Source organism: Pseudomonas sp. ArH3a (genome assembly GCF_022648765.1).
GTDB lineage: Bacteria > Pseudomonadota > Gammaproteobacteria > Pseudomonadales > Pseudomonadaceae > Aquipseudomonas.
In genome coordinates this window covers 5,082,405-5,100,051 of sequence record NZ_CP080330.1, presented here as the reverse complement: position 1 = coordinate 5,100,051, position 17,647 = coordinate 5,082,405, and the positions used below count along the sequence as shown (strand labels likewise).

The following is a 17,647-nucleotide window of genomic DNA, read 5'->3' as shown; positions in this document are numbered from 1 at the left end:
GGTTTGTTGTTTTTGGAAGGTGGTGTCAAACTATTTGCGCAAATCGCCCCAAGTTAACGCAAACCTTTGATTTTGCTTGTGGTCTGCTGCATTGTGCGCCCGGCGTCACGGGTATAAACTTTGCAAACTTTACACAGAGGCCACTAACGGTTCGTTTGGAGCCGTTCAGTCAGCATGAAACCGATTCAGCTGCCCTTGGGTGTGCGTCTGCGTGACGACGCCACCTTTATCAATTACTACCCAGGCGCCAATGCCGCTGCACTCGGCTATGTCGAGCGGCTCTGCGAAGCCGACGCCGGGTGGACTGAAAGCCTGATCTACCTGTGGGGCAAGCACGGCGTGGGGCGTACCCACCTGTTGCAGGCCGCGTGCCTGCGCTTCGAGCAAATGGGTGAGCCGGCGGTGTACCTGCCATTGGCTGAGTTGATGGACCGGGGTATCGGGATCTTCGACCACCTGGAGCAATACGAGTTGGTGTGCCTGGATGATCTTCAGGCGATTGCCGGTAAGGCGGATTGGGAAGAGGCGCTGTTTCACCTGTTCAATCGCTTGCGTGACAGCGGCCGGCGCCTGTTGATCGCCGCGTCCACCTCGCCACGTGAGCTGCCAGTGAAGCTGGCCGACCTCAAGTCGCGCCTGACCCTGGCGCTGATCTTCCAAATGCGCCCGCTGTCCGACGAAGACAAACTGCGCGCCTTGCAATTGCGCGCATCCCGTCGCGGCTTGCACCTCACCGATGAGGTCGGGCACTTTATCCTCACCCGTGGCACCCGCAGCATGAGCGCGTTGTTCGATTTGCTCGAACAACTCGATCAGGCCTCTTTGCAGGCTCAGCGCAAGCTCACCATTCCTTTCCTCAAGGAAACCCTCGGCTGGTAGCCAGCCCTTGTATTACGGGGCTTTCGGCAAATTTCAGGCGCCAGAAAACCTGCGTTTGGGCCGCTTTGGCCACGCAAAAGGCGCGTATAGGGTATTAAGGGCTTAGATGTCATAGTCCAAACAAGAAGTCACATAGATCACGATTGAATTTGCAAATCGATGTGATAGAGGGCATAGTCTCGGCTTCTTTACACATCAGCCACGGTCGTGCCCATGCTAAATCGCTTCGCACCCCTCGTGCCTCTCGCACTCGTTACCCTGTTGTTTGGTTGCGCCACCCACACTCAAAACGTGGCTGAGCAGCAAAAACCAGCACAACAGTCTCAGGCAAAATTCGTTGCAGCGCAGTCTTCCACTGTCTATCAGGAAGCTCTCTATAAAGAAGAGCAGGCAACTGAGAAAGAACTCGCCGCCTTCGCCGGCAGCAAGCCTTACCAGCTTCCAGTTCTGGCCGACAGCATCCTCGAACGCGGCATGTCCCTGATCGGTACCCGTTACCGTTTCGGCGGCACCTCCGAAGCCGGTTTCGACTGCAGCGGCTTCATCGGCTATCTGTTCCGTGAAGAAGCGGGCATGAATCTGCCTCGCTCCACGCGCGAAATGATCAACGTGGATGCACCGTTGGTCGCACGCAAGAACCTCAAGCCCGGTGATCTGCTTTTCTTTAGTACGGCTGGCCGTGGTCGTGTGAGCCATGCCGGTATCTACTTGGGCGATAACCAGTTTATCCACTCCAGCAGCCGTCGCAGTGGCGGTGTTCGAGTCGACAACCTGGGTGACAGCTACTGGAGCAAAACCTTCATCGAAGCCAAGCGTGCACTCGCCATGGCCCCGACTACGGTTACCGCTAGTAAGTAAAGTTAAAGTGATACTTGAAGTTTGACGTGTAAGCGCTAGAATCCCTGGACATTGTTGTAATCCGTTCGCGCGAGCTTTGCTTGCGCGTTCTGGTTTTCAGCGCTCGGCAGCGAAAGCCGCATCCAGACCAGGATTGTTCTGCCCATGTCGACCTCAGCCCGCCTCATTCTTCTGGTGTGCGCCGCGCTTCTCAGCGCCTGCGCAAGCCGACCACCGCCGCCCGCCCCTGTAGCGGTCAAGCCTAAGCCGGTGTTCAACTACTCCACGCAAAATTTCTCGCCGGCAGCCGAAGACGTGCTCTTCCGTGCGCTGGGCCTGGTCGGCACGCCTTATCGTTGGGGCGGTAATACGCCGGACTCCGGGTTTGATTGCAGCGGCTTGATCGGGTTTGTCTACCGTGACGCTGCGGGCATCAGCCTGCCGCGCACCACCCGTGAATTGATCGTGATGCGTGCCCAGGATGTGAGCGAAAACAACCTGCAGACCGGTGACCTGATCTTCTTCGCGACCGGCGGCGGCTCACAGGTAAGCCACGCGGGTATCTACGTGGGCGAAGGGCGATTCGTACATGCACCGCAAACCGGCGGTACGGTGAAGCTCGATACCCTGTCCAAGGCCTATTGGCAGAATGCTTATTTGAGCGCCAAGCGTGTATTGCCTGCGAATCTGGCGCGCAACCCCTAGAAATCAAAATGTGGGAGCAGTGCTTTTGTGGGAGCCGGGCTTGCCCGCGATGCAGGCACCTCGGTCTTATCGTTAAACCGAGTTGATGCCATCGCAGGCAAGCCAACCCCCAAAAAAAGCCCGCTCCCACATTGGTTTTATGGCGTCTTACTTAGCCGCCGACACCCGCCACACCTTATTCCCCACATCATCGGCCACCAGCAAATCCCCCTGCTGATCAATTACCACGCCCACCGGCCGGCCCATGGCTTTTTCATCACTGTTGAGGAACCCCGTCAGCACATCCACCGGCTGCCCTTTAGGCTGACCACCCTCAAACGGCACGAAAATTACCTTGTAGCCACTGTGCGGCTTGCGGTTCCACGAACCATGCTGGCCGATAAACGCGCCGTTGCTGAACTGCGCCGGGAGTTTGCTGCCCTCAGCGAAGGTCAGGCCTAAAGACGCAGTGTGCGGGCCCACCGCATAGTCCGGGGCGATGGCCTTGGCGACCAGGTCCAGATTCTGCGGTGAAACGCGTATATCCACATGCTGCCCGTAGTAACTGAACGGCCAGCCATAAAACGCGCCGTCCTTGACCGAAGTGATGTAGTCCGGCACCAGGTCGCTGCCGATTTCATCGCGTTCATTCACCGCCGTCCACAGCTTGCCACTCTGCGGTTCCCAAGCCATGCCGTTGGGGTTACGCAAGCCGGAGGCAAAAATGCGGTGCTGGCCGGTGGCGCGGTCGACTTCCCAGATCGCCGCGCGACCTTCTTCCGCCGCCAAGCCGTTCTCGCCGACGTTGCTGTTGGAGCCGACACTCACATACAACTTGCTGCCGTCCTTGCTGGCCACCACGTTTTTCGTCCAGTGGTGGTTAATGCTACCGCCGGGCAAGTCGACCACTTTGGTGCCGGCGGCCTTGATTGCGGTTTCGCCCGGCTGATAAGGAAAGCGCAACAGCTTGTCCGAGTCGGCGACATACAAGTCGTTGCCGACCAAGGTCATGCCGAACGGCGAGTTGAGGTTCTCCAGGAACACCGTGCGCGTTTCGGCGACGCCGTCGTGGTTGGCATCACGCAGCAGCGTGATGCGGTTCGGGCTCGGCACGCCGGCGCCGGCGCGGCCCATGACCTTTTCCATCACCCAGCCGCGAATGCCCTTGGAGTCATCCGGCTTGGGCGGGGCGTTGGTTTCTGCCACCAGTACATCACCGTTGGGCAACACATACAGCCAGCGCGGGTGGTCCAGGCCTTCGGCAAATGCCGCGACCTGAGTACCGGCTGCGGCTGTCGGCTTCGCGCCCTCTGGCCAGCCAATCGCCGGGGCGATATTCACGGTGGGGATCAGGGTTTTGTTCGGCTCCGGCAGCTTAGGCGAGGGCCCGGTGCCGTCTGAGACCTTCAGAGTAGAGCTTTCACCGCAGGCGGCGAGGGTGCCTGCCAGCATGATCAGTAGGGCGAGTCTGGTTTTATGCATGGTTTTCTCCTTAATACCTGTAAGGGTAGAGGTGTTTGCCGGTCAGATCGTTCCAGTACAAGGCCAGCTTTAATTGACGCTCCACCCCCAACCCACTAACCTTCGCGGCTTGTTCCAGGTGCTCTGTGACCGGTGGGTCGACAGAGTGAAACAGGGAAGCCGGTGAGTGAGCGCACTTCTACACAGTGCTGCCGCAATTCCGGCGCTGCCCCCGCAACGGTAAATGAGTGAAAACGGTGCCTTTTGCCACTGTATCTACGTGATATGGGAAGGCGCACCGTTGGCCTGCTTTCTATAAAGGGAGGCCACTCATGAGTCCGGAGACCGGCCTGAAACATCCAACAGCATCACGGTGGGCGATGCTTGGCTGTCTGTTATTTCTTTTTCCTGCCCGCCGTTTTTGTCCAGCCCCAACGGAGAGCTGTCATGACCGATTCCCCCGACCGCGACGAACGCCACCTGGCGCGCATGCTGCGCAAAAAAGCCGTGATCGATGAACGTATCGCCAATTCCCCGAGCGAATGCGGCTTGCTGCTGGTATTGACCGGCAACGGCAAAGGCAAGAGCAGCTCGGCGTTTGGCATGCTCGCCCGCGCCATGGGCCACGGCATGCAGTGCGGCGTGGTGCAGTTCATCAAGGGGCGCAACAGCACCGGTGAGGAACTGTTCTTCCGCCGCTTCCCCGAGCAAGTGCGCTTTCACGTGATGGGCGAAGGCTTCACCTGGGAAACCCAGGACCGCCAGCGCGACATCGCCGCCGCCGAAGCCGCCTGGGCAGTTTCCCGCGAACTGCTGCAAGACCCTTCCATCGGCCTTGTGGTGCTGGATGAACTGAACATCGCCCTCAAGCACGGCTACCTTGATCTGGACCAGGTACTCAGCGACCTGCAAGCCCGCCCGCCGATGCAGCACGTGGTGGTCACCGGCCGTGGCGCTAAGCCTGAGCTGATCGAAATGGGCGACACCGTCACCGAAATGGGCATGCTCAAGCACGCGTTCCAGGCCGGTATCAAGGCACAGAAGGGCGTCGAACTTTGAATCAGCCCCGTCATTGCCCGGCCGTCCTGATCGCCGCACCGGCGTCCGGCCAAGGCAAAACCACCGTCACCGCCGCGCTGGCGCGTTTGCACCGCAACCTGGGGCGCAAGGTGCGCGTGTTCAAATGCGGGCCGGACTTTCTTGACCCGATGATCCACGAACGCGCCAGCGGTGCGCCGGTGTATCAATTGGACATGTGGATGGTCGGTGAGCAGGAAAGTCGCCGTTTGCTGTGGGAGGCGGCGGGCGAAGCCGACCTGATCCTGATCGAAGGCGTGATGGGCCTGTTCGACGGCACGCCCTCCAGCGCTGACCTGGCGCGGCACTTTGGCGTGCCGGTGCTCGGGGTGATCGACGGCACCGCCATGGCCCAGACCTTTGGTGCGCTGGCCTTGGGCTTGGCGCGCTATCAGCCCGACCTGCCGTTCGCCGGCGTGCTGGCCAACCGCGTCGGCACCCTGCGCCATGCACAATTGCTCGAAGGCAGCCTCACCGAAGGCCTGCGCTGGTACGGCGCGCTGTCGCGGGAAACCGGGATCGAATTGCCCAGCCGCCACCTGGGTCTGGTGCAAGCCAGCGAATTGAATGACCTCGACGTGCGCCTGGACGCCGCCGCCCAAGCCCTGGGCAGCAGTTGCGAAGTAGCCTTGCCGCCACCGGTGACCTTCGCCGCGCCTGAAGTGATCGAAGCCGAGCCCTTGCTGGCCGGCGTGCGCATCGCTGTCGCCCGTGACGAAGCCTTTGCCTTCACCTATGGCGCCAGCCTCGACCTGCTGCGGGCGATGGGCGCCGAGTTGTGCTTCTTCTCGCCGATTCACGATAGCGAATTACCTGACGCCGACAGCCTCTATTTGCCCGGTGGTTACCCGGAATTGCACCACCAGGCGCTGTCGGAAAACACCCCGATGCTCGACGCGATCCGCGCCCATCACGCCGCCGGTAAACCCATGCTCGCTGAATGTGGCGGCATGCTTTATTTACTGGACTCGCTGACCGATGTCGACGGCACCCGTGCCGAACTGGTCGGCCTGCTGCAAGGGGATGCGGTGATGCAAAAGAAACTCGCAGCCCTGGCCCTGCAAAGCGTCGAGTTGCCGGAAGGCGTACTGCGCGGTCACACCTATCACCATTCCCTGACCAGTACTGAGTGGCAGCCAATTGCTCGTGGGCTTAGCCCTAACGGCGGGCGCGGTGCTGAGGCGGTTTACCGACAGGGGCGGATGACGGCTTCCTACGTGCACTTTTACTTTCCCTCCAACCCTACGGCGGTGGCTGCTTTGTTTGCGCCGAGCCTTGAGAGTGCTATCGCAGGCAAGCCAGCTCCCACATCGACAGCGTTCGCAAATCAAAATGTGGGAGCGGGCTTGCCCGCGATAGGGCCATGACTGACAACGCCTACCCCCAAGCCGAACGCGACGCCGTCTACCGCGCCATCGCCGAACGCCGCGACATGCGCCACTTCACAGGTGGCAGCGTGGCCCCCGACTTGCTGCACCGCCTGCTCCAGGCCGCGCACCAGGCGCCCAGCGTCGGCTTGATGCAGCCCTGGCGGTTTATCCGCATCAGCGACCGCCCATTGCGCGGGCAGATTCAGCAACTGGTGGAAGAAGAGCGCGTGCGCACCGCCGAGGCGCTGGGCGAGCGCTCCGATGAATTCATGAAGCTCAAGGTCGAAGGCATCCACGACTGCGCCGAAGTGCTGGTGGCGGCACTGATGGATGACCGCGAACGCCATATCTTTGGCCGTCGCACCTTGCCGGAAATGGACATGGCGTCGTTGTCCTGCGCGATCCAGAATCTGTGGCTGGCGGCTCGTGTCGAAGGCCTTGGCATGGGCTGGGTCTCGTTGTTCGAACCGCAAGCCCTGGCCGACCTGCTGGGCTTGCCGCCCGGTGCCAAACCCCTGGCGGTGTTGTGCCTGGGCCCGGTCGCCGAGTTCTACCCGGCACCGATGTTGCAGCTCGAAGGCTGGACCGAACCACGGCCGCTGAGTGACATGTTGTATGAGAATGTGTGGGGAGTGAGTCAATGAGTGTGGCCTTGCTGTGTGTCGCTGCCGTGGCGCTGGATGCGCTGCTGGGCGAGCCCAAGCGCTGGCATCCGCTGGTGGCGTTCGGCAACTTCGCCGGGCGCATCGAGCAGCGTTTCAACAGCGGTGGCCGCGGCTGGCGCAGCCACGGCGTGACCGCGTGGTTTGTCGCGGTGGTGCCGCTGACCCTGCTGGCCACCGCGTTGTCATGGGCGCCGTATATCGGCTGGGCGTTGGAGATTCTGGCGTTGTACCTGGCGCTGGGCATGCGCAGCCTTGGCGAACATGTGATCCCGGTCGCCCAGGCGTTGCGCAGTGATGACCTGGATGAAGCGCGCAAGCGCGTGAGTTACCTGGTCAGCCGCCAGACCAGTGAACTGGACAGCACCGAAGTCGCGCGTGCCGCCACCGAATCGGTGCTGGAGAACGGCAGCGATGCGGTGTTCGCCGCACTGTTCTGGTTTGTCGTCGCTGGCGTGCCGGGCGTGGTGCTCTATCGCCTGAGCAACACCCTCGACGCCATGTGGGGCTATCGCAACGAGCGCTTTGAGCGCTTCGGCTGGGCGGCGGCAAAGATCGACGATGTACTCAACTATATTCCCGCGCGCTTGGTGGCTTTGACCTACGCCGTACTCGGCAAAACCCGCCTGGCGCTCAAATGCTGGCGCACCCAGGGCCCGACGTGGGACAGCCCTAACGCAGGGCCAGTGATGGCCGCCGGTGCGGGCGCATTGGGGGTGGAACTGGGTGGCGCGGCGATTTATCACGGTGAGCTGCATCAGCGCCCGCAACTGGGCGAAGGCCCGGCGGCGGATGCCGACGCTATCGACCGCGGCTGGCAACTGGTGCAGCGCGGTGTGTGGTTATGGCTGTTGATCCTCTGCGCGGGGGCGCAATTCTATGCTTGAACACGGTGGCCGGCTGCGTAAGGCAGTGATTCAGTACGGGATTGCCGAGGCGGATTGGCTCGACCTGTCCAGCGGCCTGGCGCCCTGGCCGTGGCCGATCCCTGAGATCCCGTTGCGGGCCTGGGCGCGCTTGCCGGAAACCGATGACGGCCTGGAGAAGGCCGCCAGCGAATACTACGGCGCTGCTCACGTGCTGCCGGTGGCGGGTTCCCAGGCAGCCATCCAATTGCTGCCGCGCTTGCGTCGTTCCGGCAAGGTCGGCGTGCTGTCGCCGTGTTATGCCGAGCACGCCGAAGCCTGGCGTCGCGCCGGTTACGTGGTGCGCGAGGTGCAGGAGCAGGAAGTCGACTTCTTTCTCGACAGCCTCGATGTGCTGGTGGTGGTCAACCCCAACAACCCCACTGGCCTGAGGCTGCCCCCGCAGCGCCTGCTGGAGTGGCACTCGCGACTGGCCCAGCGCGGCGGCTGGCTGGTGGTGGACGAAGCGTTTATGGACGTCACCCCGCACTTGAGCCTGGCCAGCCAGACCCACCAAGTCGGCCTGATTGTGTTGCGCTCGTTCGGCAAATTCTTCGGCCTGGCCGGTGTGCGCCTGGGCTTTGTGCTGGCGGAGCGCAAGCTGCTCAAATTGTTGGCCGAACAGCTCGGCCCGTGGACGGTCAGCGGGCCGACGCGGGTGCTCGGCCAAGTGTGCCTGCGCGATACGGCGGGGCATGCCCATCAGCGTAATCGCTGCATCGAAGCCGGCCAGCGCCTATTTGAACTGCTGGAGCGCCACGGCTTTCAACCCCAAGGCGGCTGCGCGTTGTTCCAATGGCTGATCACGCCGCACGCCGAACGCCTGCACGAATTCATGGCCCAGCGCGGCATTCTGTTGCGTCTGTTTATCCACGACAGCAGCCTGCGTTTCGGCCTGCCCGACACTGAGGCGGATTGGCTTCGACTTGATGAGGCCCTGGCCGCCTACAAGGACGCCGCATGAGTACGCTGATGGTGCAAGGCACCACCTCCGACGCCGGTAAAAGTACCCTGGTGACCGCGCTGTGCCGCTGGCTGGTGCGCCAGGGCGTGGCGGTGGCGCCGTTCAAGCCGCAGAACATGGCGCTCAACAGCGCCGTGACGGCTGAAGGCGGCGAGATCGGCCGCGCCCAGGCCGTGCAAGCCCAGGCCGCTAACCTCGCGCCGCACACAGACATGAACCCGGTGCTGCTCAAACCCAACAGTGACACCGGCTCCCAGGTGATCATCCATGGCCGCGCCGTGACCAGCATGAACGCCGTGGCCTATCACGACTATAAAGCCATTGCGATGCAGGCAGTGCTGGCCTCCCACGCGCGGTTGAGCGAGGCCTACCCGGTGGTGATGGTGGAAGGCGCGGGTTCCCCGGCAGAGATCAACCTGCGCGCCAATGACATCGCCAATATGGGCTTCGCCGAAGCGGTGGATTGCCCGGTGCTGCTGATCGCCGATATCAATCGCGGTGGCGTGTTTGCCCATCTGGTCGGCACCCTGCAATTGCTTTCGCCGACCGAGCAGGCGCGGGTCAAGGGCTTCATCATCAACCGCTTTCGTGGCGATATTGCGCTGTTGCAGCCAGGTTTGGATTGGCTGGAAGCGTGCACCGGCAAGCCAGTGGTGGGCGTGTTGCCTTACGTCATGGACTTGCATCTGGAAGCCGAAGACGGCATCGACCAGCGCCAGATCGACAAGGCCGCGCAGGTGCTCAACGTGGTGGTGCCGGTGTTGCCGCGTATCAGCAATCATACGGATTTTGATCCGTTGCGCCTGCATCCGCAGGTGGATTTGCAGTTTATCGGCCCGGGCCAGCCCATTCCGGCGGCTGACCTGATTATCTTGCCGGGTTCGAAAAGTGTGCGCAGCGATTTGGCGTACCTGCGCGCTAATGGCTGGGACACGGCCGTGGCGCGGCATTTGCGTTATGGCGGCAAGGTGTTGGGGATTTGCGGTGGGTTGCAGATGCTCGGTGAGCAAGTGCATGACCCGCTGGGGTTGGAAGGGCTGGCCGGGTCCAGCGATGGGCTGGGGTTGCTGGCGTTCAGCACGACGCTGGAGCAAGAGAAGCAGTTGCGCAATGTGCGTGGGCGGTTGTTGCTGGAGGATGCTGAGGTCAGTGGCTATGAGATCCATGCGGGTGTGACCTCGGGCAGTGGCTTGTCGCGTGCCGCGGTGTTTTTGGATGATGGCCGAAGTGATGGCGCGCAGAGTGAGGACGGGCAGATTCTTGGCACCTATCTGCATGGGTTGTTTGAGACGCCGGCCGCTTGCAGCGCCCTATTGCGCTGGGCTGGTTTGGAGTCTGTGCAGGAAGTGGATTACCACGCTTTGCGCGAGCGTGATATTGAGCGGTTGGCGGACTTGGTGGAGAACCATCTGGATACCGGCTTATTGCGCAAGCTGTGCGGGATTTGACGGTGTACACATGGACTTTAGGTGGGAGCGGGCTTGCCCGCGATGGCGCCCGGCCAGCCAGCCACTATTCAACTGATGCACCGCACCCTAAATGTGGGAGCGGGCTTGTTCGCGAAGGCGGTGGGTCGGTGTACATATCCATTTCTTTGGTAACGGCGACCTATGGTTCCGCTCTTACAGCGGGTCACTTTTGGAAAGACCCAAAAGTAACCAAAAGGTCTTCGCCCCACCACTCGGCACCTCGCCTAGGCTCGGTGTGCCCGAACGCAGGCTTGAATCCGTGGGCCGCCGCGATGGGCCATCCTTGGCCCAGCGCGGCTAACCCGGCGTCCTGCCGGGTTACCCACGTATTCAAGCCTGCGTTCGGCCAGCGTGGTTTAACGGGGCGACTGAGATCAAAGTCAAAAGCCAGATCAACAGCCAGATCAAAGGCCAGATCAAAAGCAGATCTGCTTTTCTGTGGGAGCTGGCTTGCCTGCGATGGCGGCCTGCCAGCCAGCCACTATTCAACTGATGCACCGCTCCCACATTTGACGGTGCCCACTTCAAGCGACCGGCCGGCCAATAAAGGTGCCTTCCCATGTATCAGTTGATCCTCGGCGGTGCCCGTTCCGGTAAGAGCCGTCTCGCCGAAAAGCTCGCCAGTGAGAGCGGTTTGCCCGTTACCTATATCGCCACCAGCCAGCCGCTGGACGGTGAGATGAACAAGCGCGTCGCGCTGCATCGCCAGCGTCGCCCCGATCACTGGGGCTTGATCGAGGAACCCATCGAGTTGGCGCGCGTTCTGCGTGAAAACGCCGCCGCCGAGCACTGCCTGTTGGTGGATTGCCTGACCCTGTGGCTGACCAATCTGCTGATGCTCGAAGACCCGGCGCGTCTGGCGCTTGAGCGTGACCAACTGCTGGAAACCCTGGCTTCGTTGCCAGGTGAAATCATTTTTGTCAGCAACGAGACCGGTCTGGGTGTCGTGCCGCTGGGCGAATTGACTCGCCGCTATGTGGATGAAGCCGGTTGGCTGCATCAAGCCTTGGCTGAGCGCTGTCAGCGTGTTGTCCTGACCGTCGCCGGCCTGCCCCTGACTTTGAAAGGTACTGCGTTATGACTGACACTTGGTGGCTCAACCCCTGCAAGGCCGTCGACGCTTCGGCGCATGAACACGCGCTGGCTCGCCAACAGCAACTGACCAAACCGACCGGTTCTCTCGGTCAGCTGGAAGCCGTGGCGGTGCAGTTGGCCGGCTTGCAAGGCCAGGTCAAGCCGTTGGTGGACCGCGTGTGGATCGCGATTTTCGCCGGTGATCATGGTGTGGTCGCAGAAGGCGTGTCGGCGTTTCCCCAGGAAGTGACCGGGCAGATGCTGCACAACTTTGTCACCGGCGGCGCGGCCATCAGCGTATTGGCGCGGCAGTTGGATGCGCAGCTGGAGGTGGTCGACCTGGGGACGGTAACGCCGTCGCTGAACCTGCCGGGTGTGCGTCACCTGAACATCGGCGCGGGCACGGCCAATTTCGTCAACGGCCCGGCGATGACTGAGGCTCAGGGTCGCTTGGCCCTGCACGCCGGTCGCGACAGCGCGCGCCGTGCCTTGGAGAGCGGCGCGCAGTTGTTTATTGGCGGTGAGATGGGCATCGGCAACACCACCGCTGCCAGCGCCTTGGCCTGCGCGTTGCTCGACTGCCAGGTCGGCGATCTGACCGGTCCGGGCACCGGTTTAAATGCCCAAGGCGTCAGTCACAAGGTGGCCGTCATCGAGCGCGCATTGGCGTTGCATGCCGGGCAGCGTGGCGACGCGTTGCAGACCTTGTTCAACCTCGGCGGGTTTGAAATTGCCGCGCTGGTTGGTGCCTACCTGGCCTGCGCCCAGGAAGGCATCGTGGTGCTGGTGGATGGGTTTATCTGCACGGTTGCGGCGTTGGTTGCCACCCGCTTGAACCCAGCGTGCCGTGAGTGGCTGGTGTTCGGCCATCGCGGCGCTGAGCCGGGTCATCGTCATGTGCTGCAACGCCTTGACGCACAACCGTTGCTGGAATTGGGCCTGCGCCTGGGTGAGGGCAGCGGTGCAGCGCTGGCGGTGCCGTTGTTGCGCCTTGCGTGCGCATTGCACGGGCAGATGGCGACCTTCGCCGAAGCCGCCGTGGCGGACCGCCCGGCATGACCTTGCACCTGGACCTGCTGCGCCACGGCGAAACGGAGCTGGGCGGTGGCCTGCGCGGCAGCCTGGACGACGCACTCACCGCCAAGGGCTGGGAGCAGATGCGCGCCGCTGTGGTGGAGCAGGGGCCGTGGGATCGGTTGGTCAGCTCGCCACTGCAACGCTGCGCGCTGTTCGCCCAAGAGTTAGGTGCTCGGCTCAAGCTCCCCATGAGCCTGGAAAAGGATCTGCAAGAGCTGCACTTCGGCGCCTGGGAAGGGCAGAGCGCGGCCGCGCTGATGGAAACCGATGCCGAAGGGTTGGGCTTGTTCTGGGCCGATCCCTATCGCTTCACACCGCCTGAAGGCGAGCGTGTCAGCGACTTTTCCGATCGTGTTCTCGGCGCTGTCTCACGTTTGCATCAAGCTTATGCCGGCGAGCGCGTGTTGCTGATCAGCCACGGTGGCGTCATGCGTCTGCTGCTGGCGCAAGCGCGCGGTTTGCCTCGCGAGCAACTGCTGAATGTCGAAGTCGGCCACGGTGGGCTGTTCAGCCTGCAGGTGGCGCCCGACGGCGTGTTGAAGGAAGGACGCTGACGATGCTGCCATTCTGGATCGCCCTGCAATTTCTCAGCAGCCTGCCGATTCGGCTGCCGGGCATGCCACAGCCTCAGGAGCTGGGGCGTTCGCTGCTGTTTTATCCGCTGGTCGGGTTGTTGTTCGGGCTGCTGCTGTGGGCCCTGAACACGGCGTTGATGGGCGCCCCGTTGTTGCTGCACGCCGCGCTGTTACTGACGGCGTGGGTGCTGCTCAGTGGAGGCTTGCACTTGGACGGCCTGGCCGACAGCGCGGATGCCTGGCTCGGTGGTTTCGGCGATCGCGAGCGCACCCTGACCATCATGAAAGACCCGCGTAGCGGACCGATTGCCGTGGTCACCTTGGGCTTGGTGTTGCTGCTCAAGTTCACGGCATTGGTGGCCTTGATCGAGCAACACAACAGTGCCGCGCTGATCCTCGCGCCACTGATCGGGCGTGCATCGATGCTGGCGCTGTTCCTCACCACGCGCTATGTGCGTGCAGGAGGTCTGGGGCAGGCGTTGTCAGATCATTTACCGCGGATCGTCGGCCAACAGGTGCTGATCCTCAGCGGCCTGGCCTGCATCCTGATCGGTGGTTTCAGCGGCGGGATCGCTGTTTTACTCGCGGCCCTGTGCTTTATCGGCCTGCGCCAACTGATGGTCAATCGGCTCGGCGGCACCACCGGCGACACGGCCGGCGCACTGTTGGAGCTGCTGGAAGTCGCGGTGTTGGTCGGCTTGGCGTTGTAACACTTTCTTGCATTTCCATAATCGCGGGTATATACACCTTCCATGCTTGCCTCCCAATGTTTATGCACCAACCTGCGACGCGCCGCCCGTGGCGTCAGCAGGCACTACGACGGCGCTCTCGACGGCTTCGGGATCAACGTCGCCCAGTATTCTTTGCTGTGTAACTTGCAACGCCTGGATCAACCGAGCATTTCCAGCCTGGCTGAAGCCATGGGCCTGGATCGCAGTACCTTGGGGCGTAACCTGCGGGTATTGGAAGGCGAAGGCCTGGTGCAGTTGGTCGAGGGTGATGACTTGCGCAACCGCCTGGTGGTGTTGACCGTCGCCGGCGAGCAACGTCTGGCCGCCGCATTGCCGGCATGGGAAGCGGCGCAGCAGAAATTGATTGATCAGTTAGGCGCCGAAAAGCGCGAAACCTTGTTGGCCTTGCTGGACGAACTCGCCTGAGCGCGAGTTTATTCGAATACAAGCGGGTATATACCCGCGACGGAGAATAAGAATGACCTCGATGTGGCGCACCAGTGGCTGGGTTCTTGTGGGGAGTGCGCTGATCCTGGCGTTGTCCTTGGGTGTGCGGCACGGCTTTGGCCTGTTTCTGGCGCCGATGAGCAGCGAATTCGGCTGGGGCCGTGAGACGTTTGCCTTCGCCATTGCACTGCAGAACCTGATCTGGGGCCTGGCACAGCCGTTTACCGGGGCCCTGGCCGATCGTTTCGGTGCGACCAAAGCCGTGTTTGTCGGCGGTGTGCTGTACGCCGTGGGGCTGGTGTTGATGGGCATGTCCGATTCGGCGTGGTCGTTGTCGCTCAGTGCAGGCTTGTTGATCGGGATCGGCCTGTCGGGCACCTCGTTTTCGGTGATTCTCGGGGTGGTCGGCCGCGCGGTGCCGCCGGAAAAACGCAGCATGGCCATGGGCATTGCGAGCGCCGCAGGTTCCTTCGGCCAATTCGCCATGGTGCCCGGCACCTTGGGACTGATCGGCTGGCTGGGCTGGTCGGCTGCATTGCTGGCGTTGGGCCTGATGGTGGCGCTGATCCTGCCGCTGGTGGCGATGCTCAAGGACAAACCGCTGCCGGTGATGGCCGGTCAGCAAACCCTGCGCGAAGCGTTGAAAGAGGCCTGTTCCCACTCTGGGTTCTGGCTGCTGGCCATTGGTTTTTTTGTCTGCGGTTTCCAGGTGGTGTTTATCGGCGTGCACTTGCCGGCGTATCTGGTCGACCAGCATCTGCCGGCCACGGTGGGCACCACGGTGCTGGCCTTGATCGGGCTGTTTAACGTGTTTGGCACCTACACCGCCGGCTGGCTCGGCGGGCGCATGTCCAAGCCGCGCTTGCTCACCGGCTTGTATCTGCTGCGCGCGGTGGTGATCGTGCTGTTCTTGTGGGCGCCGGTGACCGAAGTCACGGCCTACCTGTTCGGCATGGCGATGGGCTTTTTGTGGCTGTCCACCGTGCCGCTGACCAACGGTACCGTCGCCACCTTGTTTGGCGTGCGAAACCTCTCGATGCTGGGTGGGATTGTGTTCCTGTTCCACCAACTCGGTTCGTTTCTCGGCGGCTGGTTGGGCGGGGTGGTCTATGATCGAACCGGCAACTACGATTTGATCTGGCAGGTGTCGATCCTGCTGAGCCTGCTTGCAGCGGCCCTGAACTGGCCAGTGCGTGAGCGGCCAGTGGCGCGCCTGACGCAAATGGAGGCGGCATGAGTGTAACGGTACGCGGGTTGGCCCTTTCGGCAGGCCTGGTTTTGTTGTGGCTGGCCTGGTGGGGCTGGCAACAGGGTGGGCTCGCGTTGATGCAACTGGGTATGTCCATCTGTTAAGTTCTGTGTCTGAACTGAATTAAGGACTTTCGACATGCTGATGCGCTGGCTCGCTGTACCCGTCCTGATGGCTGCTGGCAGTGTAGCAATGGCTGCCAACTGCCCGCCGTTGCTGGAGGGCCAATTGCCCAAGTTGCGGGCCAAGGAATCCATTGATCTGTGCCAGCGCTTTGCCGGCAAACCCCTGGTGATCGTCAATACCGCCAGCTTCTGTGGCTTCGCGCCACAGTTCAAAGGCCTCGAAGCCCTGTATCAACGCTATAAAGAACAAGGGTTGGAGGTGATCGGCGTGCCGTCCGATGACTTCAAGCAGGAGGCCAAGACCGGCGAAGAGACCGCCAAGGTGTGTTACGTGAATTACGGCGTGACCTTCACCATGACCGAGCCGCAGAAGGTCAAGGGGCCGGATGCGGTGCATTTGTTCAAGGTCCTGGCGCAGCAGACCAACGCGCCGAAGTGGAATTTCTATAAGTACGTGGTCGACCGCCAGGGTAAGGTGATCGCCAATTTCTCCAGCCTGACCAAGCCGGACAGCCCGGAGCTGATCAAGGCGGTTGAAGAGGCGATTGCGTCTAAACCCTGATCATCGCCGACTAAAAAGCCCCGCCTCCTTTGCAGGAGAGCGGGGCTTTTTTATACGGTTTGAATCAGAACTTGTACGTCATGCCCAGGCCGAAGCCGTTGGCGCTGTTTTCGTACTTGGACGCATAGGTCTGGCCCAGCGCGTTCTGTTTGTTCACCTTGACCGGCTCTTCCTTGAGGTAGGAGTAAGCCAGGTCGATGGTCATGTTATCCATCACCGCGTAGCCCAGGCCGACACTGAAGATAGTCCGGTCGCCGGTAGGAATACGCGGCGAACGGTCAGTGTTGTTGGTCGGTGACTGGTCGAAGGTCAAGCCGGTACGCAGGACCACTTGCTTGGTCACTTGGTACGAGGTACCCAGGGCGTAGGCCCAGGTGTCGTGCCAGTTTTGCGGCTCTTGGATCTGGCCGACGATCCGCGGTGCGAGTGCACCACCGGTCGTTGCCGTCACACCTTCGTTGTTGACGGTAATGTCTTTCAGGCGGCTCCAGCGCGTCCAGGTCGCACCACCGTAAACCTTCCAGGCATCGCTCAGGTCTTGAGTAACCGAAGCGTCCCAGGATTCAGGGGTGTCGACTTTCAGCGAAGCGTCGTAGCGGTTGGCACGCAGGTAACCGCCAGGAACGCCGGCGCCTGGCGTTACGTCGGTGTGGCCTTCGAGCTTGTATTTCACTTTCGAGTGGTAAGTCAGGCCGACACGGGTGGTGTCGGTGGCTTGCACCAGGATACCGGCGTTAAAGCCGAGCGCGGTGTCGTCGCCTTTGACTTTGATTTTGCTGTCGCCGGTGCCTGCCAGACCTGGGAGCGGCAGCCCCGCGAGGCTTGGTTGCGACTCCAGGGTGCCGGAAATGCGGTTAATGGTCGGACCAAAACCGATCGACACCTTGTCGTTGAAGGCGTAGCTCACAGTCGGCTGGAAGGTGATAACAGCCACTTCACTCTTGTTGCCGAATGCGCGGCCTTGGAAGCCACGTTCGTAGTCAGTCTTCAGGCCGAACGGTGCGTAAACACCGAAGCCGACTGCCCACTGGTCGTTAAGTTTGTTGGTGTAGAAACCAAAAGGAACAGCGGTGAACGGCACCATGTCCCCTTTGTTACTGCCGCGTGAGCGGCCGCTGGCGTCTTTGATGTCGGTCGATGCATCGATAGCGGCGACGCCACCGGTGATTTGCTGGCCTTCGAGGCGAGCCATACCGGCAGGGTTACCAAAGACAGTGCTGGCGTTTTCGGCAGAAGAAGACCGGCCTGCGAAACCCGTACCCATACCGGCGACGTCTTGTTCGTTGAGGGCGAAGCCGCTTGCGAACAGTTGGGAGGAAGCCATGGCAACGGCGAGGCTAAGTGTGGTCTTGAGCATTACTTTTTTCATTATTAGAACTCCGTGGTGATCACCGCTGCGGAAAGTATCAATAAATTTAAGTTAGCGCTATAGGCTGTAATGTAGGAGATAGAGCGGTTTTGTAGGACAATCAGACCAAAATCAGCGTTTTTAGCCGAAT

The 17,647-nt window shown here is 61.5% G+C and carries 18 protein-coding genes and 1 riboswitch; of the genes, 16 read left to right on the top strand and 2 right to left on the bottom strand.

Annotation, left to right across the window (positions count from 1 at the left end; all coding sequences use genetic code 11):
- Positions 1–174 precede the first annotated feature (174 nt).
- The 3 genes from hda (at position 175) to K0P33_RS23270 (ending at position 2,421) form a co-directional block, all read left to right on the top strand.
- Positions 175–879: a DnaA regulatory inactivator Hda gene (gene hda / locus K0P33_RS23280; protein ID WP_017134884.1), complete on the top strand. Its 705-nt coding sequence runs from the start codon at positions 175–177 to the stop codon at positions 877–879.
- A gap of 213 nt (positions 880–1,092) precedes the next feature.
- Entirely contained in the window at positions 1,093–1,737 is a 645-nt protein-coding gene (locus K0P33_RS23275; RefSeq protein ID WP_242151674.1) for an NlpC/P60 family protein, read from the top strand.
- Between the two features lie 144 nt (positions 1,738–1,881).
- Complete coding sequence (locus K0P33_RS23270) at positions 1,882–2,421, top strand: C40 family peptidase (protein ID WP_094950281.1); 540 nt, start codon at positions 1,882–1,884, stop codon at positions 2,419–2,421.
- A gap of 147 nt (positions 2,422–2,568) precedes the next feature.
- On the opposite strand, the gene K0P33_RS23265 is transcribed toward K0P33_RS23270, so the two are convergent.
- Positions 2,569–3,882, bottom strand: coding sequence for a sorbosone dehydrogenase family protein (locus K0P33_RS23265; protein WP_094950282.1), 1,314 nt, complete (start codon positions 3,880–3,882; stop codon positions 2,569–2,571).
- Positions 3,883–3,981: 99 nt separating this feature from the next.
- Positions 3,982–4,230: riboswitch (cobalamin riboswitch) on the top strand.
- Between the two features lie 78 nt (positions 4,231–4,308).
- Between K0P33_RS23265 and cobO the strand changes: the two genes are divergently transcribed.
- From cobO to K0P33_RS23200, 13 genes are all read left to right on the top strand, one after another.
- Positions 4,309–4,920 carry a cob(I)yrinic acid a,c-diamide adenosyltransferase gene (gene cobO / locus K0P33_RS23260; protein WP_242151671.1) on the top strand — a complete coding sequence of 204 codons (612 nt, stop codon included), beginning with the start codon at positions 4,309–4,311 and terminating at the stop codon, positions 4,918–4,920.
- Positions 4,917–6,305 carry a cobyrinate a,c-diamide synthase gene (locus tag K0P33_RS23255; protein WP_242151668.1) on the top strand — a complete coding sequence of 463 codons (1,389 nt, stop codon included), beginning with the start codon at positions 4,917–4,919 and terminating at the stop codon, positions 6,303–6,305. Before cobO ends, K0P33_RS23255 begins: the two co-directional genes overlap by 4 nt.
- A complete protein-coding gene (gene bluB / locus K0P33_RS23250; protein WP_094950285.1) occupies positions 6,302–6,952 on the top strand; it encodes a 5,6-dimethylbenzimidazole synthase in 651 nt (216 codons plus the stop codon). The genes K0P33_RS23255 and bluB overlap by 4 nt, the downstream gene beginning before the upstream one ends.
- Entirely contained in the window at positions 6,949–7,857 is a 909-nt protein-coding gene (cbiB, locus tag K0P33_RS23245; protein ID WP_094950286.1) for an adenosylcobinamide-phosphate synthase CbiB, read from the top strand. Before bluB ends, cbiB begins: the two co-directional genes overlap by 4 nt.
- Positions 7,850–8,839 carry a threonine-phosphate decarboxylase CobD gene (gene cobD / locus K0P33_RS23240; RefSeq protein ID WP_094950287.1) on the top strand — a complete coding sequence of 330 codons (990 nt, stop codon included), beginning with the start codon at positions 7,850–7,852 and terminating at the stop codon, positions 8,837–8,839. The genes cbiB and cobD overlap by 8 nt, the downstream gene beginning before the upstream one ends.
- Complete coding sequence (locus K0P33_RS23235; protein WP_242151665.1) at positions 8,836–10,287, top strand: cobyric acid synthase; 1,452 nt, start codon at positions 8,836–8,838, stop codon at positions 10,285–10,287. The genes cobD and K0P33_RS23235 overlap by 4 nt, the downstream gene beginning before the upstream one ends.
- A 580-nt stretch (positions 10,288–10,867) precedes the next feature.
- Positions 10,868–11,389 (top strand): bifunctional adenosylcobinamide kinase/adenosylcobinamide-phosphate guanylyltransferase, encoded by a 522-nt coding sequence (gene cobU / locus K0P33_RS23230; protein WP_242151662.1) that lies wholly within the window; start codon positions 10,868–10,870, stop codon positions 11,387–11,389.
- Complete coding sequence (gene cobT / locus K0P33_RS23225) at positions 11,386–12,441, top strand: nicotinate-nucleotide--dimethylbenzimidazole phosphoribosyltransferase (RefSeq protein WP_242151660.1); 1,056 nt, start codon at positions 11,386–11,388, stop codon at positions 12,439–12,441. Before cobU ends, cobT begins: the two co-directional genes overlap by 4 nt.
- Positions 12,438–13,013, top strand: coding sequence for an alpha-ribazole phosphatase family protein (gene cobC, locus K0P33_RS23220; RefSeq protein WP_094950291.1), 576 nt, complete (start codon positions 12,438–12,440; stop codon positions 13,011–13,013). The genes cobT and cobC overlap by 4 nt, the downstream gene beginning before the upstream one ends.
- 2 nt (positions 13,014–13,015) lie before the next feature.
- A complete protein-coding gene (locus tag K0P33_RS23215) occupies positions 13,016–13,744 on the top strand; it encodes an adenosylcobinamide-GDP ribazoletransferase (protein ID WP_094950292.1) in 729 nt (242 codons plus the stop codon).
- A 42-nt stretch (positions 13,745–13,786) separates the two neighbouring features.
- The gene (locus tag K0P33_RS23210; protein WP_083357456.1) at positions 13,787–14,191 is read left to right on the top strand and encodes a MarR family winged helix-turn-helix transcriptional regulator; all 405 of its coding nucleotides are present in this window, start codon (positions 13,787–13,789) and stop codon (positions 14,189–14,191) included.
- 61 nt (positions 14,192–14,252) lie between these two features.
- A complete protein-coding gene (locus K0P33_RS23205) occupies positions 14,253–15,449 on the top strand; it encodes an MFS transporter (RefSeq protein WP_242156104.1) in 1,197 nt (398 codons plus the stop codon).
- Positions 15,450–15,599: 150 nt separating this feature from the next.
- Positions 15,600–16,148, top strand: coding sequence for a redoxin domain-containing protein (locus tag K0P33_RS23200; protein WP_242151657.1), 549 nt, complete (start codon positions 15,600–15,602; stop codon positions 16,146–16,148).
- A gap of 64 nt (positions 16,149–16,212) precedes the next feature.
- Here the strand turns inward: K0P33_RS23200 and K0P33_RS23195 are convergent, their stop codons facing one another.
- On the bottom strand, positions 16,213–17,517 hold the full coding sequence (locus K0P33_RS23195; protein ID WP_242151654.1) for an outer membrane protein transport protein: 1,305 nt from the start codon (positions 17,515–17,517) through the stop codon (positions 16,213–16,215).
- Positions 17,518–17,647 lie beyond the last annotated feature (130 nt).

What these genes read in the sequence shown, in the direction of transcription:
- K0P33_RS23270 (WP_094950281.1), top strand. Translation starts at nt 1,882, where the DNA reads ATGTCGACCTCAGCCCGCCTCATTCTTCTGGTGTGCGCCGCGCTTCTC.
- hda (WP_017134884.1), top strand. Translation starts at nt 175, where the DNA reads ATGAAACCGATTCAGCTGCCCTTGGGTGTGCGTCTGCGTGACGACGCC.
- bluB (WP_094950285.1), top strand. Translation starts at nt 6,302, where the DNA reads ATGACTGACAACGCCTACCCCCAAGCCGAACGCGACGCCGTCTACCGC.
- K0P33_RS23215 (WP_094950292.1), top strand. Translation starts at nt 13,016, where the DNA reads ATGCTGCCATTCTGGATCGCCCTGCAATTTCTCAGCAGCCTGCCGATT.
- K0P33_RS23205 (WP_242156104.1), top strand. Translation starts at nt 14,253, where the DNA reads ATGTGGCGCACCAGTGGCTGGGTTCTTGTGGGGAGTGCGCTGATCCTG.
- cobO (WP_242151671.1), top strand. Translation starts at nt 4,309, where the DNA reads ATGACCGATTCCCCCGACCGCGACGAACGCCACCTGGCGCGCATGCTG.
- K0P33_RS23275 (WP_242151674.1), top strand. Translation starts at nt 1,093, where the DNA reads ATGCTAAATCGCTTCGCACCCCTCGTGCCTCTCGCACTCGTTACCCTG.
- cbiB (WP_094950286.1), top strand. Translation starts at nt 6,949, where the DNA reads ATGAGTGTGGCCTTGCTGTGTGTCGCTGCCGTGGCGCTGGATGCGCTG.
- K0P33_RS23195 (WP_242151654.1), bottom strand. Translation starts at nt 17,517, where the DNA reads ATGAAAAAAGTAATGCTCAAGACCACACTTAGCCTCGCCGTTGCCATG.
- cobT (WP_242151660.1), top strand. Translation starts at nt 11,386, where the DNA reads ATGACTGACACTTGGTGGCTCAACCCCTGCAAGGCCGTCGACGCTTCG.
- cobC (WP_094950291.1), top strand. Translation starts at nt 12,438, where the DNA reads ATGACCTTGCACCTGGACCTGCTGCGCCACGGCGAAACGGAGCTGGGC.
- cobD (WP_094950287.1), top strand. Translation starts at nt 7,850, where the DNA reads ATGCTTGAACACGGTGGCCGGCTGCGTAAGGCAGTGATTCAGTACGGG.
- K0P33_RS23210 (WP_083357456.1), top strand. Translation starts at nt 13,787, where the DNA reads ATGCTTGCCTCCCAATGTTTATGCACCAACCTGCGACGCGCCGCCCGT.
- K0P33_RS23265 (WP_094950282.1), bottom strand. Translation starts at nt 3,882, where the DNA reads ATGCATAAAACCAGACTCGCCCTACTGATCATGCTGGCAGGCACCCTC.
- cobU (WP_242151662.1), top strand. Translation starts at nt 10,868, where the DNA reads ATGTATCAGTTGATCCTCGGCGGTGCCCGTTCCGGTAAGAGCCGTCTC.
- K0P33_RS23200 (WP_242151657.1), top strand. Translation starts at nt 15,600, where the DNA reads ATGCTGATGCGCTGGCTCGCTGTACCCGTCCTGATGGCTGCTGGCAGT.
- K0P33_RS23235 (WP_242151665.1), top strand. Translation starts at nt 8,836, where the DNA reads ATGAGTACGCTGATGGTGCAAGGCACCACCTCCGACGCCGGTAAAAGT.